Consider the following 18,019-nt stretch of genomic DNA (forward strand, 5'->3'; position numbering starts at 1 on the left):
TTTACACTCTCAATTAACAGGGAGTAATAGACAATATGGATACATTAATGGATGAGATTCTTGAAGATGACTTTCGATATAAATTATTTATATATAAGGTACTTATGTTAAGTGAAGATTATTTAGAAGAAACTATTTTAGCTAATACCTTAGAATTATCATCGTTTAAGACTAGAAAATATTTAGTTGAATTAATTGAAGACGTTCAATTTATGGGCATAGATAGTTTTATAGTAGTAAAAGATAATAAAATAATTGAATTTAAAAATTTAACCCAAAAAGATTATAATAATATACGTAGATACTATTTCGAACATTCTTTACAATGTAATTTTTTAGTTCAAGTAGCTATATGTGAAAATTACTTAGTACCTGAATATGCTGAAATGTGTTTTCTGAGTAAGGGTTCTGCATATAGTATCGTAAAAAAAATTAATATTTTTTTGGTGAATTGGAATATAAAGCTGAAAAAAAGTAGGTTTATAGGTAATGAATTAGATATACGCTTATTTTGTTTTCAATTGCTTTTTTACTATTATGGTACTCACATACCTAGAAGTTTGCTTAAAAATGCTAATCGTATTGAAACTTTATTATCTGATTTACAATTAATATTTTCAAAATCATTTACAGCAAATCAATTCGCTCAACTGAAAATGATTTTATGTGTACAATATACAAGAATTAGCAATAAAAATTTTGCTGAAGAATCAATTTTAGTGAATGATATATCATTGATTGAATCTAACCTGTCAAAGTGGTTTAATAAAAACGATTTGTTCTTAGATAAATTTCAAGTTACTAGAGAATCTGAATTTATTATGTTATTTTTGGTACTGAACCAATACATAGAGAATGAGGGTTATATTTCCATAGAGGAAACAAAAGGTTTTAAATTATTATTACATCATTTGAATTTAAAAAAATTAGACTATATACCAGATGATTTTATAAAATTAGCTAAGTTGCTTTTTTTTAAATGGGAATATACCAAGTTTTCTTTTTCAGCATTTGTTGCTGATGATCAGTATGTCTTTTTTAAAGAAAGTTTTCCAAAAACACATGAATTAGTTCATAATATAGTTTCTTCGATAAAGAAGAACGACAGTAGTAAATGGAATATAATAAAAAAAACGCATTTATATTATGATTTGATGTTTGCTTTTTTGAAATTTAAAGATATGAGACGATTAGAAAAATTTATTTATGTAAATGTCGATTTTTCTGGAGGCGAAATCTATAACCAATTTATAAAAACAAATATAGATGCTTTTAATTATTTAAATATAATTTTAGATGAAAAATTAATGTCACATACAGATATATATATATCTGACATATATAATCATAAAGTGTTATGCAAACAAGTAATATGGAAAAAACCTCCACTTGAATATGACTGGAAGTTATTTGCTGAGATGGTTATTAAACTAAAAGGAGAATCTTAATGAAACGTTTCTATTTTACAGTTTTAAGTGTACTTGTTTTTTTAGGCCAAAATTTACTAAGTTTCCAATTATTTAGTAGAAATACTACCTATTTGAAAAATACTTATAGCACTAGTAATATAATTTTTGATCAGGTGAATAGAAACGAAAAAACTAATATAGTTACCTATAAATATAAAAAGAAAAATTTTGATTTAATAGAAAAAAAAATAGTACTCATGGAAAAGCAGTCAACAGGCGGAGGCGGTAAAAATAGAGGAACAGAAGTAGAAAAAATTATTACTTCTTTAGTAGGAACTTTTTTAATTGGAAAAAAATAATCATGCTTGTAATGAAAGGAAAAATAACATGAAATTAAAAAAAATTATCAATTTTGGAACTATATTTGCTACTATGTCACTAGTAAGTACACCAGTTGTATCGTTTGCTGAAACCGCTGACGAGATTTTAAACATTAAAAATAATATTAATGAAACTAAGGATAATACGTTAGCTCCAGAAAGTGAAAATAATACTGTAAATACAACAGTTCCTTCTAATTCAGAGGTTGAGAATTCTCAAGATTCTAGCGTTCTTCCTGATGAAAAAATAGCATCTCCAGAGGAGAAAATCAGTGAAAAATCTATTGGTATACCAAATGTGGAATTTAATAACGATGTTCCAACGAGTTATATACCTTCAAGTACAGGAATATCATTTACGTGGAATTTGAATACCATAAAGGATACTCAAGAAATCAAGCAAGGAGATAAGATTGTTTTAAATATATCTGGTGAAGGTTTAGATTATTCTACTATTAGATTCGCATCAGGAGGTAGTTCAGACCCCTATTTTGATTTAGTAATAGATGAAAAAAATGGACAAATATTGCTTGTGGCTAAGCAAGATGTAAATTTTAATGGAAATATTTCGGTTTCAATTACTGGTCGTCCAACTGGGGTTGAAGGACCTTTAGATTTTCCATTTACGTCTTCCTATATCAGTAGTGAAATTACATCGGAATTGTTAGCTGAAAATATGGTTTTACACGTTAAAAATAGTGGTGGATCATGGGCCATAGTAGGTACACCTGTAACTCCAGGAGTAAATTGGAATGCATTAGAAGCTGATGGACATGGTTTATATCAACCGAATAATAATGGAACAGGACTTCCTGGTAAATTTTATTATACACAAAATGCTCAAAACTGGTTTGCAGGAATTTTTAATGGAAAATATAATAATATAAGTGGAAGTGGTCCATATATATTCACAGTGGAATCTAATTATCCAATAGATACAGATAGTTTGAAAATATCTGGTGGAAAAATCGGAGAAATGCATGATGCTAGTACAGAATATTCGACTCAGTGGTCAGATGATAATAAAGTGTTGAGCATTGTTTTTAATGAATTAACTAGCTCTGGTAGCATGGGTAGTGCAATCGCAGCAGATTTCTATGTTTTAACAAATACAATTAATGATACTGTAAGTATAAAAACATCTGCAGTTGATGCTAATGGGGTCTCAATTGGTACTGGAAGTAATGGAGTGGGAACTTACTATCCTACGAATAGTGGAAGTTTCCTACCTTTTATCACAGCAAAGGATGCTACTGTTTATACAACTGATGCTCCGATAGATTTATTAGGGTTGGCTGAGGCATATGATCAGATTGACGGAGATATTACAGATAACATTAAAATTATTAATAATGGTGGTTTTGATCAGTCTAAGCCAGGTGAATATAAAATAAATTATCAGGTGATTAATTCAAAAGGGGAGAGTGCTGAATATACTAACTTGTTAACTGTAAAAGAAAACAAAAGCAGTATCAAAGGGCATGATTCAACAATTTATGTAGGCGAAAAATGGACGGCTTCAGATAACTTTGATAGCGCATTAGATAAAGATGGTAACGAAGTAGACTTTAGTAAAATCACAGTAAGTGGTGAAGTAGATACGACTAAACCCGGGGAATATCCAATTACGTATAGTTATGAAGGAATTAGCACTACAATTACAGTAACTGTAAAAGAAAACAAAAGCAGTATCAAAGGGCATGATTCAACAATTTATGTAGGTGAAAAATGGACGGCTTCAGATAACTTTGATAGCGCATTAGATAAAGATGGTAATGAAATAGACTTCAGTAAAATCACAGTAAGTGGCGAAGTAGATACGACTAAACCTGGGGAATATCCAATTACGTATAGTTATGAAGGAATTAGCACTGCAATTACAGTAACTGTAAAAGAAAACAAAAGCAGTATCAAAGGGCATGATTCAACAATTTATGTAGGCGAAAAATGGACGGCTTCAGATAACTTTGATAGCGCATTAGATAAAGATGGTAACGAAATAGACTTCAGTAAAATCACAGTAAGTGGCGAAGTAGATACAACTAAACCCGGGGAATATCCAATTACGTATAGTTATGAAGGAATTAGCACTACGATTACAGTAACTGTAAAAGAAAACAAGAGCAGTATCAAAGGGCATGATTCAACAATTTATGTAGGCGAAAAATGGACGGCCTCAGATAACTTTGATAGCGCATTAGATAAAGATGGTAACGAAATAGACTTCAGTAAAATCACAGTAAGTGGCGAAGTAGATACGACTAAACCTGGGGAATATCCAATTACGTATAGTTATGAAGGAATTAGCACTACGATTACAGTAACTGTAAAAGAAAACAAGAGCAGTATCAAAGGGCATGATTCAACAATTTATGTAGGCGAAAAATGGACGGCTTCAGATAACTTTGATAGCGCATTAGATAAAGATGGTAACGAAATAGACTTCAGTAAAATCACAGTAAGTGGCGAAGTAGATACAACTAAACCCGGGGAATATCCAATTACGTATAGTTATGAAGGAATTAGCACTACGATTACAGTAACTGTAAAAGAAAACAAGAGCAGTATCAAAGGGCATGATTCAACAATTTATGTAGGCGAAAAATGGACGGCCTCAGATAACTTTGATAGCGCATTAGATAAAGATGGTAACGAAATAGACTTCAGTAAAATCACAGTAAGTGGCGAAGTAGATACAACTAAACCCGGGGAATATCCAATTACGTATAGTTATGAAGGAATTAGCACTACGATCACAGTAACTGTAAAAGAAAACAAGAGCAGTATCAAAGGGCATGATTCAACAATTTATGTAGGCGAAAAATGGACGGCCTCAGATAACTTTGATAGCGCATTAGATAAAGATGGTAACGAAATAGACTTCAGTAAAATCACAGTAAGTGGCGAAGTAGATACAACTAAACCCGGGGAATATCCAATTACGTATAGTTATGAAGGAATTAGCACTACGATCACAGTAACTGTAAAAGAAAAAAAACATGACAATGAATCAATTATTATAGTTCAATATGTAGATGAAAAAGGAAATAAAATAGCAGATGATACTATTATACGTGGTAAAATTGGCGATAAGTATGAAACTAAAGCAAAAAAAATTGATGGTTATATTCTAAAAGAAGAACCGGAAAATAAGAATGGGAAATTTGTTAATACTTTAACTAATATAAAATATATATATACAAATAGAAGCGACGCAACTGACAAAAATAAAGACATAGACACGAATAAAAAAATATTTAAGAATGAAAAATTACATTCTAGCAAAACATATAAAACACTTCCTAAAACTAATGAAGATTATTCAGTTGGTTCAACTATTTTAGGTGTAGTAATATTATTAGGAACTACATTTGTATGGTTTTTTAGAAGTAAAAAGTAATTTTTTATAAAAGTACAGGTAAAAAGTCAGTAAAAAAGTATGCAAATTTAATCTTTGTATACTTTTTTACTTTTAGGCAAACCTCAGCTTAGTTTCTATGTATTAAGTTAGACGTACTAGGGGGCATAGAGTTAATAAGTAGTTATTTTTAGATGACTAAAAATTGCCTAAAATGTATTTTATTCGATGTAAATATTGGATTATTTGTAAAAAGAGATTAATAAAAAAGGATTTGACATCATGGTATTACTTTTTATTTACTCGTAACGCGTAGGTCACAGGTTTGATCCCTGCAGCTGGCATCTAAAAAAACAGACAGGCACTACCATCTGGTAGTGCCTGTCTGTTTTTTTAGATAAAATTTTGGATTAGTGCAAATGAAGCAATGCCTACCAGTACAATAATCAATAAGTTTTTAGAGAGTATTGCGGCTAAAATGGTAGGAAATGAAGCGAATAAATAAGGAAGATTGAGGCTTGGTAAATGCCCTATTCTTTGTTCAAATAAGCTACTAAACCATAAGGCGGACATAATCACAATGGGAACAAAACTTAGATATTCTAATAATTTCTGTGGCAGACTGATTTTTTTTAAAAGTAAAAATGGCAGTATTCTTGAAAGCCAGGTTGCAACGGTACAGCCTAAAATTGTTAAAAAGAGATACTCAGAAGAAGGCATGTTTTATCATCACTCCTATTCCACAACCGATTAACGTGACAACTAAGACAATTAAATTACTGGGAATAAAAATTAGACCAATAGACATCAACCCAAAAGTAATCAGGACCATGATGAGTTGTAAAGCGATTTTCATGGAACGATCACTAATTATCTGCAGATAGAGTAAACCAATGAACATAGCCACGACCGCAAACTCAAGACCTAATGCTTGAGGATTTGCAATAAAGCGCCCTAGATAGGCACCGATGATCGTCGAAAAAACCCAAGTCGCATAGGAAATCAAATTGGTAGCATTAAACCACTCAAAGCTTAAACGTCCTTTGGTGTGATTTAATTTATTCATTCCTAGTGCAAAACTTTCATCCGTCAGTAAGGTTCCCAACCAGAGATTTTTACCGAGAGATTCGGCTTTAAAGTAAGGCGCAATGGTCATTCCCATAAGAATCATACGCGCATTTACTAAGAAAGTCGCTAACACAATGGATAAAATAGGGCTGCCACCAGTCAACATACTAACCGTTACAAACTGAGCAGAGCCTGCAAAAATAAAAAACGACATCGCACTAACAATCAGAGGGGAAAAACCTGCTGCTTGTCCTACGATACCAAAAGCAATGCCAATACCAATATAGCCAAAAACCGTTGGCAAGGCTTCACGAATGCCAGTACATGCATCTAATTGGTGGTTCATTCTCTTTTTTTCCTTCTTTCTGTATAAAATTTAAACACGTGTGTCTGAAAATCTAGACCTTCGATAATAAGACACAACGAGCGAATGAGCGTTTTCATTATTAACCACTCCTTTTGAACAACTAAGATATATATTGTATAATACAATAAAGAATACTTTTGTTCAATATATTAAACTTTTGGATAATAAAAAGAAACAGAAGGAGCAACTATTTTGGAGATTAATACAATTATCGGCAATAATTTAAAAAAAATTAGACAAGAAAAAAAACTTACGTTGGATGAACTAGCTGGGATAACCGGAGTCAGTAAAGGGATGCTTTCGCAGATTGAAAAAGGAACCACCAATCCTACTATAAATACAATTTGGAAAATAAGTAATGGACTCAATGTTCCATATACGTATTTATTAGAAGATGACTATGTTAAAGAAAATCCCGTGGTTAAAAAAACTGAGACGGTAACACAACATTCTGAAGATCACTCCTATCGAGTCTTTAATTACTACTCAGACAACCAGGAAAGAAACTTTGAACTCTTTCAGTTTGAATTAGATCCAGGGAAAAAGTATCAAGCTGTTGGGCATTCAAAACGTTCGACAGAATATGTCATGGTTATTCAAGGAGCATTAGCTATTGAAGTGGGCGGTCAGAGATACCTTCTTCCAAAAGACGCCGCTATGTATTTTGATGCTAATCAAGTACACACGTATATAAATGACGGAACAGAGAAAGTCCAAGCAGTCGTCATTAACTATTATACGTAACACTGGAAAATAAACATTAGGAAATTGCTACATCTGTTATTTTATGGACAAAAAAAGTAAACAATGCTACCCTAAAAATAATAGAAAATGAAAGATAAAAGAAGAGGTCAAAATGAATAAAAAAATTGAAAGTCTTGGTAATACAGCATTAAGTTTACTAAGTAATACGATTATTGTTGTGCCTTATTTACTTTACATTCAATTGAGTGATGGACACAACCTTCTAACAATTTTACCATTTGTCTTATTTTATACATTGCGTATGACAGGCATTTTTCTGGTTCGAGGAATTAATTTGTCTTTGACTAGTCTAGGTCTACTAAAGATTTCTCTATTGTTAGGCTTGGCAGGCTCCTTAATTGGGATCGCCGGCGCTTTTTCTTTCCCGCTTTATAGTATTTCAGGAATGTTGTTAGGACTTAGTGGGGCGTTGTTGCCACCAAGTAATCAATCAATTCGCTTTTTCTTGAAAGAAGAAGGTCAAAAAATCAGTCATAGCAATCTTTTAACGACAGTCTTATTGACCGCTGTTTTATTTGGCGCTTTATTTTTTAAAGCGACTGAGATTGGACTGGCGTTATTGGTGTACGCGCTCTATTTTCTGGTTGCTTTAGTAGCAATCAAGAGCTATCCTGTTTCATTAAACGAGCTAGAAGAAGAATCAGCAGAAGTTTCACGAAAAGAATTAATTCTGTTTGTTATCTTTTTTGTGTTATTACTTTTATTAAGAAGTGGTCGCTTATTAACGAATGCGGTGGAATTTGATTATGCGATTGTTGGCGCCTGCTGTTTCTTTGTGGTGGCTGTCCTTTTCGTTAGTCATTATGGCAAACGCGGCGCGTATAAAGTATCGCTAGAAATGAATCTTGCGACCTTGATTAACGGGATTGTCGGGAACTATTTATTTTTATTTGGTTCCATTTATGTTGCAGGGGTTTATGGCAGAGCTCATATGGGCATCTATCTCTATTTACCTTATGTTTTAGGGATGATTTTTGCAATGATTGCAGCTAGTAAAACGAAACAATGGTCAAACAACATACCAATGGTTGGTCTGGCGGGAAGTTTGGGAATATTACTTCTTACCTCGTGGACTATTTTAGGCCTGTTTCTCTTGAGTTTTTTCAAAAGCACATTGAACAGCTTTTTAGCTAGGCGATATTATCAAGAGACAGATTTGCCAAAAGATAGCCGCATCCTTATCAAATATACAACACAAACAAAAGGGAGTTTATTCCATCAATTTATTTTGATGGCGCTTATGTTAGTCACTGTAGTAGGCAAAGGTGGCACGACACAATTTTTATTAGAATTGACTGGCGGCAAAGGCATTTCAATGCAAACAAGTCAATTTTTAACTTTCATTAAAAATAGTAACTCGCTCTTAGTGTTATTGTTTATTGCAGTTTATTTCGTGGTCGTTTTTCGTCAAAAGAAACGATAATTTACAAATATTAATAAAAAAATACTTGGAAAAACAGTGATTGTAGCTGATTTTCCAAGTGTTTTTTTATGAAAAGATGTTTTTTTTTTTCGAAGATTCAAAAAAAATTAATCAATTGTTTCATTTTTAACAAGCTATTATTAGGTTATATGAATTTTATTGAAAGGGGATTAGTATGAAGAAAAAAACTTTTTCTTTTGTGATGTTGAGTATACTTCTCGCACAAAATTTCGGGTTTGCCGTAAATGCCTATGCTGTAACAACGACAGAAGCACAAACAGAGACCACTGATACAGCAAAAAAAGAGGCAGAGTTATCGAACTCAACACCATCTTTACCTTTAGAAACAACGAATACTTCAGAAATGAATCAACCAACTGCAACAACTGAATCGCAAACCACAGAGGCGAGCACAACAGCTTCCAGTGGTGCTACACCATCTGAACAACAAACAACGGAGGACAAGGACACCTCACTTAATGAAAAAGCCCTACCAGATGTTCAAGCGCCAATTACAGATGAACTACTTGACAGTATGAGTCTTGCGCCGATTGGTGGAACAGAATACAGCCAAACAGAGGTTCACCGCGAATTAAATACAACACCGGTAACCGCTACGTTCCAATTTGCTGTTGGAAACACAGGTTATGCACCTGGATCAGTTTATACAGTTCAATTACCAGAACATTTAGGTTATTCAACTGTTAGCGGAGATGTGACGGGCATTGGCGCAACTTGGGCAGTCGATGCGGCAACCAAAACATTAAGTATTACGTTTAATCAACGAGTTTCAGATACTTCCTTTAAAGTAGAACTAAAAAGTTATCTAACAACAGAGGCGAAACCATTAATCAAAATTGAAACTCCAGGAAAAAATAAAAAAACCTACTCGTTTGATTTATATGAACAAGTGGAACCAATTCAATATAACGAACGAACCAGAACGACAGGGTTAGATGGCGAAATTTTTTATAATTTAGACCGGACGTTAACTGGCAATCAAACATTAGAATTATTAACAACAGAGACGCCAGGCGCTGTCTTTGGAAAACAAGATAACTTGGAACCTCAAGTTTTCAGTTACGATGTCGATATTAATGGTCAAATTTTACCAGAAACGCAAACCTTGTTAACACCTGGCAAAGATTATATATTAAGCGATAATTCGCTAGGGCGGATTGCTGTAACCGTTCCAAACATGAATCAACAAAAAGCCTATTCCTTATCGATTAATCGGACAATTTATTTAGAGAGTGTTTCGGACTACAGTTATTCATTTTATCAGCAATATCCAACAACCAAGTTAGGTTCTCTTTCGTTAAAAAATACGACAGGAACGAATAAAACAACCGATTTTACTGCTAAGACGAGTCAAACAAGTAAAGTAATTGCTGACCGTGAAATGCGTAGTATATCCTATATCAGTTTTCGAAGCAAAGGGAAATATTATGTAACAATTTATGGCACGTTAACAGAAACAAAAATGGGTCAACAAATCGTATTAGAAAGTACAAACGGTCAAGAAATTAAGAATCCTAAATTTATGGCGTATGGTCCTTTATATGAATATGTAAAATTGGAAGACTATTTTGATATTAAAACTGAAGGGGGCAAGCTTATCTTAACGGCCACAAAAGATAGCTATTTAAGAATAAATATTTCTGATTTAACAATGGATTTTGACAAGAAGGACATTAATCTATCATTAAGTACCCCTGTAATTGGTCCCAATAAAGCCATTCAATTAGTATCCGATCAATATATTGAACCAATCGCTATGTTAAATCCTACGAATGCGGAAGCGACATGGGGAAATTATGATCGAAACGGTGCTTATATGAGTGATACCGAAATAGCTGTAGCAGGTAGTAAGGCCAACCCCATTGAAAATTTAGAGATTAAAATAAAGCATCCGCAATATCTATCTGTTAGAGCCACAAAAGATATTTATTTTTCATATTATGTTTTAGGGAAAGATTATACAGTCACACCAACCTCAGATGGTTCGATCATTAAGTTCACTACGCCAATTACAAATGAACTTGAAATTCCAATTGGCTTTAATTACGTGCCAGATAGTTTACCAAAAGATAAAAGTATTCCTTTTGATAAAATTCCTGTGACAATGAGTGCTGATGGCATTTCCCCTATAGAAACAGAAGTAAATACCAATCGACACATTGGTTCTGAACGAACACTTCAAAGTAGTAAAAATCAATTCCTTGTCAATGCACGAAATGATTCTTTTGACTCACTAAGCGTCCGTACAAAAATTCCAGCTGGCGCCGATGTTCTTTTTGATATTTATGATGTTTCAAACGATCAGGTAGATTCAATTTATCCACAATACTGGGATCGTGGCTATTATTTTGATAAACCAATGTCACCAGACAGTCCTGGATACCCAACGATTACTTTTGACGAAAATACCAATAGTTACACGTTTGATTTTGGAAAAACCAACAAACGTTACATTATTGAGTATAAAAACGCCAATGGCTGGATCGACGTGCCAACTCTTTATATAACAGGGACAGCTAAAGAACCACAATCGAATAATAATGAAAGGTCTGCTTCGGTTTCTGTTCAAAATGAAGCGTTAGACATTTTGAGTGCAACACAAGCGGCGAATCCAACATTAAAAAATGTAACAAAAACGACAGTAACAACAAAAAATATTGATAATAAAACACATCGTGTGAAAAATCCAATGATTGAATTAACACCAAAAGGCACAACCAATGCTCAAATCGATTTGAATTCTATTACCGTGAAAGGTGTGCCAGAAGATGCTTATTCATTAGAGAAGACTACAAACGGTGCGAAAATTATTTTTAAAGACTATACATTGACAGAAAACATTACGATTGAATACAATACTGTCTCTGCAAACGCTGGCCAAATCTATACAGAAACAACAATCGACTCTGAAACATTGGACCAGATGTCTGCTAGCAAGAAAAAAGTCACCACTGCGCCAATCACATTGAAATTCTCAGAAGGTGATGCGGAAGGCATTGTTTATTTAGCAACTGCCACATTCTATACGCATAACATAGAGGATGAAAACCAAGCAATTGCGAAGGTTTCTTTTGAACTAATTGATAATGTCACGCATACAGCAACCGAATTTACAACAGATGAAAAAGGTCAATACTCCTTTGATGCCATCATGACAGGTGATTATACTTTGCGAGTAACGAATGTACCGCAGGAATATTCCGTGGATGAAGAGTACTTGACAGGAAAAGCCATTAAGCTGGTCAAAGGAGACAATCAACTAAAAATTCCATTAACGAAAACAATTGATCACAGTCGTTTACAAGTCAAAGATACAACGATTTATGTCGGCGATTCATGGAAACCAGAAGAGAACTTTGTTTCAGCAACAGATAAAACAGGCCAAGATGTCCCATTCGAAAAAATCACTGTTTCAGGTCAAGTTGATAACACCAAAGCAGGCGTTTATCCAATCGTATACAGTTACGAAGGTAAAGAAGAAACAGCTAATGTGACTGTCAAACCCGACCAATCTAAGTTAGAGGTTAAAGATACAACGATTTATGTTGGTGATAAATGGAAACCAGAAGATAATTTCGTTTCAGCAACAGACAAAACAGGCCAAGACGTTCCTTTTGAAAAAATTGACGTTCAGGGAACAGTGAATGTTGATAAAATAGGCGATTATGAAATTGTCTATAAAAATGGCACAAAAGAAGCGAAAGCAATCGTTCATGTCCGTGATGATAGTCAGTTAGAGGTCAAAGATACAACAATTTATGTGGGTGATAAATGGGAAGCAGAAGATAACTTCGTTTCCGCGACAGACAAAACAGGTCAAGACGTTCCGTTTGAAAAAATCACTGTTTCAGGTCAAGTTGATACTAGCAAAGCGGGCATTTACTCAATCATTTACAGTTACGAAGGTAAAAAAGAAACAGCTAATGTGACCGTCAAACCCGACCAATCTAAGTTAGAGGTTAAAGATACAACGATTTATGTTGGTGATTCATGGAAACCAGAAGATAATTTCGTTTCAGCAACAGATCGTGACGGTCATGCTATATCCTTTGATAAGGTTCAAGTAAAAGGGAAAGTTGATACAAAGAAAACAGGAGAGTACCAGATTTCCTATACCACTGAGCCAGTTAATGAAACCAAACCAGCTGTGCAGTCACGACTTTTCTCAATGTTTTCAAACGAAACACCTCGTCAATTAACGACAGTAGCAACTGTTCATGTGATTGATCGTAATCCTACACCGCTACCAGATAAAAATGAGAACAACCAGACTAGTTCCTCAACGAATCAAACCACGATAAAAAGTAGTCAGTATGTCACACACATTGTGAAACCTGACAAGCAAGGACGTTATCCAAAAACGGGAGAACAAACTAATGGTTTATATCGTGTGCTAGGACTTGTTGTATTACTTATTGTGATTATTAGTGGTATAGTCATCAAGAAGAAACGAAAATAATTAAATGAGCGTGGGGCAAAAGTTTAAAGTGACTTTTGTTCCACGCTTAAAAGATGAATAAGTGCATGAATGAGGGTAGCTGTTTCCTTGGAAAATAGGAAGTTTTACAAGTTACTTAGTTTAAGAACACCTATTAGCAGGTTTTTCTGTTAAGATAGTTGTTTTTATGAAATAGTTTGGAGGAATAATAAACGAGATGAACCAGCGAACTATTTATTATGGTAGTATCGGCACAGCCTTATTTCTTTCTTCAGGAATGTTAATTGCTTCAGTGAATAGCTATGCCAACGAAGTGACAACACCAGGCAAATACACCGTGACTTATGAAGTAGATGGCAAAATTGAAACAGCAACCATTACGGTCAAAGAAAATCAAACGGAACTTAAATTAAAAGACACGTTTGTAGGAGTTAATCAAGCATGGTCACCATTAGACAATGTTGTTTTTCTAAAAGATAAAGAGGGATGCCCTCTAAATTTAGAAAATGTAATTATAGAAAATAATGTAAATACTCAAAAAGTAGGCCTTTATTTTGTAACCTTCCGTTACGAGTCATACCTTTCTATTGCGAAGGTGTATGTCAACCCTACTAATTTTGCTGCAGAGGGGAATATGCTTGCAGAGCTTCCTTATAGTCAAGCAATGATTGGGCCAGAAAGACCAATTATTGCCTCAAGACAGGACAAGGAGCAACAAACAAAACAGGAGAAAAAGAAAAATAAAATTGAACAGGAACGAGTAAATAAAAAGGTGCTGTTAAATGATGAGTTGTTGAAAAAAATAGATACGATAGCCCCAGTGGAAATTACTGGAGGAGCGGCAAGTGGGTCCTCTCAATTTGGCACCACTTTAAGCTTCCTGTCAGGCTCACTTTTGTATGGAACAAGGAGAGTTTAAATGGAATTCTTGTTATTAGATGATCGGGAAAATTTAAAATTAGCGATTATTAGAAAGTTAGAGCAACAATATTCATTTTCTGAACGAAAAGATCGTTTATGTAAGCAATTAGCTATTTCTCCTTATTTGCTAGAACGGAACATAACAGAAATCAATGCAGATTTGCAACGCTTTGGTCTGATTAATGAGATGGAAATCAGTGAAAAAAATAATGAAATTTTGTTATCTCAAAGCCTTCGTATTTCTTCAAGTATTATTGAAGAATATTATTTAAAAGACTCGTTAGAATTTAATCTATTAAAAACGATTTTCTTTCATCAGTTTACCTCAATCAAAAAATACGGTGAAAAGCACGGGATGAGTCGAACGGTTGTATACAAAATTGTTGACCATATCCGGAAAGAATTAGGTCAATACGGTATTAAGTTATCCAAAAATTTACAACTTAGCGGCAATGAAATGGCGATTAGACAATATTTTACTATGCTTTATTACCGAATTTACAAAGATTCTGAAGAATTATATAATCAAACAGATCTTCGCGCAGTGAACCAATTATTGGCTCAATTGAAAGGCTCTTATGAAAATATCACTAATTTTCATTTATTTAAACATTATGTATTGGTGGCGTTAGAACGAACGCAGAGAAAAGCTAATTATTTTTTATCCCAAGAAGAAAATCCATTCGCTTTTGATGAAGAAAGTTCGATTTATCAAGAAATTCAAAGTTGGATCAACGAAGTGATGAAGGCGACTCATGCAGAGAAAAACGCAGAAATTCAAGGAATTATCGGCAATTTATCGGTCTATCAAAGTGAACTTATTTCGGAACATTTGCTGAGTTCTCACAATGAGGCAATTACGGCTACGAAAACATTATTCTTTTCTTATATGCCGTTTACAATTTCGGACGAAGAATTTTATCAAGAAATTGTTCCGATTATTTATCAACATCGTTTTATTACGCCGTTCATCGATATCACCTTACGAATTATGGATTTAGAATTTTTTCAGGAACGCTACCCAATTGTTTTTAATAGCTGTCGTCAGTTTTTATTTGCGTTGGATTGCTCGGCGTTTGAGTTTAGTAAGCTTTCTTTATTTTTTGATTTGCTATTAGTGTTATCCCGTCTTTATGACCAAAGGAATGAAAAAAGCACGATCAATCTTTATGTGAATTTTACGCAAGGAGAAAAATATACTCAGTTTATCAAAGAACAAATCAAAATATTCGAATCTTTCAGCATTCACTTTCATTCAGCGATTCGACCAGATACGGATTTAGTAGTTTCAGATTATTTACCAAAAACATTATTTTCAGTAAAATGTTTAATTTGGCTAGCGCCCCCGCGAGCCAGTGACTGGCAAAATTTTGGCAACGAAATTGTCCGAATTAATAAAGAGCTACAACAAACGAAACAAAGAAAAAGCGAATAAAAACAGTCGCAACGTGTTTTAGTTGCGACTGTTTTTTGTTACTGACTGTTTATAGTAAACTTTCTCATTATCACTGATGTAAAAAATTTTAAATAAAAGCAAAATAGGATTGAAGAAAAAGAAAAAATTGCTAGTGAAGGACCAATTCTCTAAAGTTTTTCTCAAATATAGTAGAATTCCTTTCTTTTCTTCTGTGAGAAAGATATAATAAAAAACGTATGAACAAAGGAAAAGGGATGACGAATGAATAGAAAAGAGAAAACAAATTTAGATAGTCGAATTGATTACGGCGTGATATTACCAGTGTTTCTTTTATCACTAATTGGTATGCTATCGCTTTACGTAGCGCTTTACAATGATCCAAGCAAACCTAAAATTGGTAGCTTGTTAATGAAACAAGGACTGTGGTATTTAGTCGGAGGATTAAGTATTGTCATTATTATGCATTTTAGCTCAAAATTACTCTGGCGGTTAACGCCCGTTTTTTATGCACTTGGATTAGTATTAATGGGATTACTACTGAAATTCTATGATCCCGTGCTAGCAGAGCAAACAGGTTCTAAAAACTGGATTCGCTTTGGTGGCACCACATTCCAACCATCGGAATTGATGAAGATTGCGTTTATTTTGATGTTGGCCTATATAGTGACCATGCATAATGTTAAATATGTGGACCGAACACTCAAAAGCGACTTTTGGCTAATCGCTAAAATGCTATTAGTGGCGATTCCGGTAATTGTTTTAGTACTTTTACAAAAAGACTTCGGGACGATGTTAGTTTTCTTAGCCATTTTTGGGGGAGTTTTCTTAATGTCTGGCATTACTTGGAAAATTATTGTGCCCGCCTTTATCATAGCTGCTCTAGTCGGAGCTGGAACCATCTACTTGGTAACAACAGAAACAGGAAGAGACTTATTGTCTAAAATTGGCATTAAAGCTTATCAATTTGATCGGATTGATTTATGGCTAAATCCTTTCCATACAGATCCAGATCGCTCATTCCAACCAGCGCTAGCATTAACAGCAATTGGTTCTGGGGGCCTTTTCGGAAAAGGCTTTAACGTGAGTGATGTGTATGTCCCTGTTCGTGAGTCAGATATGATTTTTACAGTTGTTGGTGAAAACTTTGGCTTTATTGGTGGCTGTTTCATTATTTTGTTGTATTTTATTTTAATCTACCGCATGATTCGCGTTTGTTTTGATACAAATAATGAATTCTATGCCTACATTGCCACAGGAATTATCATGATGATTTTGTTCCATGTTTTTGAAAACATTGGAGCAAATATTGGTTTACTACCATTAACTGGGATTCCATTACCGTTTATTAGTCAAGGTGGTTCTTCCATTTTAGGTAACATGATTGGGGTGGGCTTAATTATGTCCATGCGTTACCAACAAGAAACGGTTCGTACCAGAAGTGGCCGTTAAAGAAAGAAGAAAGAAGGGGTAGAAATGTACACACTTTATGAATATCCTAAATGCTCAACTTGTAAAAAAGCGAAAGCGTGGTTAGACCAACAAGGCGTTAAATACCAAGCAATTGATATTAAAGCAACACCGCCTAGTAGTGAACAATTAGCAAAATGGATGAAAGAGACCGGCTTGCCTGTTCGTCGTTTTTTTAACACAAGCGGGGTTTTATATAGAGAACAAGGCTTAAAAGATCTGGTTGACAGTTTTTCTATTGAAGAAGCAAGTCAGCGTTTAGCTGCGGATGGCATGTTGATTAAGCGTCCAATTCTCTTAAAAGACAATACATTTCTAACGAATGGTTTTAAAGAAGCAGATTACGAAGGAGTGCTTGGAAAATGAGTGAAATGAAACAAATCGATCAATTATGGATTTTACCAACAGAAGCAGGTTATAAAATTGGTTTAACTGCCGAAGCCCAAGAGGATTTAGGGAAGATTACTTTTGCAACATTTCCAAAAGTCGGACAAACATTAGCTAAAGGTGATTCTTTAATTGAATTAGAAGCAGAAAAAGCAGTCAGTGAATTCAGTAGTCCATTATCTGGTAAGGTAGTTGCGATTAATGAAGCGGCTGATCAAGAGCCAAGTGCATTAGATGAAGAAAATGCCTGGATTGCTGTTTTAGCAGATGTTGAACCAACAGAATTTGAAAATCTTTAGTCTTACGTTGACAAGGTCAATGTTTATTGCTATAATTTTCTCAATCTAATCAAAAGAAAGCTTTGAAAAGAAGAGTACATGTTAAGGACGTTTGAAGAGAGCCCTGTTTGCTGAGAATGGGTAACAGATTTAAGATGGAAGATGGTCTTTGAGCAGAGTAAGTGAGCGAAGCAGTGAACTTACTACGGGGCGCCCGTTACAGCCAACGGTATGCGAAGAATCAAGTACCGTATGAGGTTATTATTGAGAAATAATAGCGAATTAAGGTGGTATCACGAAATGACAAACTTTCGTCCTTT

Annotated in this window: 13 protein-coding genes and 1 other annotated feature (1 of these 14 running past the window's edge); of the genes, 11 read left to right on the forward strand and 2 right to left on the reverse strand. The window is 34.1% G+C overall.

The features are described from left to right. Positions 1 to 35 precede the first annotated feature (35 nt). The 3 genes from IGK96_RS03330 to IGK96_RS03340 are packed head-to-tail and all read left to right on the forward strand — an operon-like array spanning position 36 to position 5,189. Positions 36 to 1,448: a helix-turn-helix domain-containing protein gene (locus tag IGK96_RS03330; RefSeq protein ID WP_085443387.1), complete on the forward strand. Its 1,413-nt coding sequence runs from the start codon at positions 36 to 38 to the stop codon at positions 1,446 to 1,448. Continuing rightward, complete coding sequence (locus IGK96_RS03335) at positions 1,448 to 1,768, forward strand: hypothetical protein (RefSeq protein WP_071646764.1); 321 nt, start codon at positions 1,448 to 1,450, stop codon at positions 1,766 to 1,768. The genes IGK96_RS03330 and IGK96_RS03335 overlap by 1 nt, the downstream gene beginning before the upstream one ends. A 28-nt stretch (positions 1,769 to 1,796) precedes the next feature. After that, entirely contained in the window at positions 1,797 to 5,189 is a 3,393-nt protein-coding gene (locus IGK96_RS03340; protein ID WP_438755829.1) for a bacterial Ig-like domain-containing protein, read from the forward strand. A 351-nt stretch (positions 5,190 to 5,540) separates the two neighbouring features. On the opposite strand, the gene IGK96_RS03345 is transcribed toward IGK96_RS03340, so the two are convergent. Both IGK96_RS03345 and IGK96_RS03350 read right to left on the reverse strand, forming a co-directional pair. Beyond that, positions 5,541 to 5,867 (reverse strand): AzlD domain-containing protein, encoded by a 327-nt coding sequence (locus tag IGK96_RS03345; RefSeq protein ID WP_002398013.1) that lies wholly within the window; start codon positions 5,865 to 5,867, stop codon positions 5,541 to 5,543. Next, entirely contained in the window at positions 5,854 to 6,561 is a 708-nt protein-coding gene (locus IGK96_RS03350) for an AzlC family ABC transporter permease (protein ID WP_070415722.1), read from the reverse strand. The genes IGK96_RS03345 and IGK96_RS03350 overlap by 14 nt, the downstream gene beginning before the upstream one ends. A 213-nt stretch (positions 6,562 to 6,774) precedes the next feature. Between IGK96_RS03350 and IGK96_RS03355 the strand changes: the two genes are divergently transcribed. The 8 genes from IGK96_RS03355 (at position 6,775) to IGK96_RS03390 (ending at position 17,720) form a co-directional block, all read left to right on the forward strand. Continuing rightward, positions 6,775 to 7,326: a helix-turn-helix domain-containing protein gene (locus IGK96_RS03355; protein WP_002374279.1), complete on the forward strand. Its 552-nt coding sequence runs from the start codon at positions 6,775 to 6,777 to the stop codon at positions 7,324 to 7,326. A 112-nt stretch (positions 7,327 to 7,438) separates the two neighbouring features. Beyond that, complete coding sequence (locus IGK96_RS03360; RefSeq protein ID WP_002407190.1) at positions 7,439 to 8,770, forward strand: hypothetical protein; 1,332 nt, start codon at positions 7,439 to 7,441, stop codon at positions 8,768 to 8,770. 175 nt (positions 8,771 to 8,945) lie between these two features. After that, positions 8,946 to 13,250: a bacterial Ig-like domain-containing protein gene (locus tag IGK96_RS03365; RefSeq protein WP_085443209.1), complete on the forward strand. Its 4,305-nt coding sequence runs from the start codon at positions 8,946 to 8,948 to the stop codon at positions 13,248 to 13,250. Between the two features lie 196 nt (positions 13,251 to 13,446). Beyond that, positions 13,447 to 14,148, forward strand: a complete 702-nt coding sequence (locus tag IGK96_RS03370) for a bacterial Ig-like domain-containing protein (protein WP_438755833.1) — start codon at positions 13,447 to 13,449, stop codon at positions 14,146 to 14,148. Continuing rightward, positions 14,149 to 15,585 carry a helix-turn-helix domain-containing protein gene (locus IGK96_RS03375; RefSeq protein ID WP_002356635.1) on the forward strand — a complete coding sequence of 479 codons (1,437 nt, stop codon included), beginning with the start codon at positions 14,149 to 14,151 and terminating at the stop codon, positions 15,583 to 15,585. Positions 15,586 to 15,828: 243 nt separating this feature from the next. Continuing rightward, positions 15,829 to 17,016 (forward strand): FtsW/RodA/SpoVE family cell cycle protein, encoded by a 1,188-nt coding sequence (locus IGK96_RS03380; protein ID WP_002367107.1) that lies wholly within the window; start codon positions 15,829 to 15,831, stop codon positions 17,014 to 17,016. Positions 17,017 to 17,040: 24 nt separating this feature from the next. Next, a complete protein-coding gene (locus IGK96_RS03385) occupies positions 17,041 to 17,400 on the forward strand; it encodes an arsenate reductase family protein (protein ID WP_002359675.1) in 360 nt (119 codons plus the stop codon). A 5-nt stretch (positions 17,401 to 17,405) separates the two neighbouring features. Beyond that, on the forward strand, positions 17,406 to 17,720 hold the full coding sequence (locus IGK96_RS03390; protein ID WP_011109554.1) for a glycine cleavage system protein H: 315 nt from the start codon (positions 17,406 to 17,408) through the stop codon (positions 17,718 to 17,720). Positions 17,721 to 17,773: 53 nt separating this feature from the next. After that, positions 17,774 to 18,019, forward strand: a binding site (T-box leader); it runs 2 nt beyond the window's last position.

Source organism: Enterococcus sp. DIV0682 (genome assembly GCF_051712685.1).
GTDB lineage: Bacteria > Bacillota > Bacilli > Lactobacillales > Enterococcaceae > Enterococcus > Enterococcus faecalis.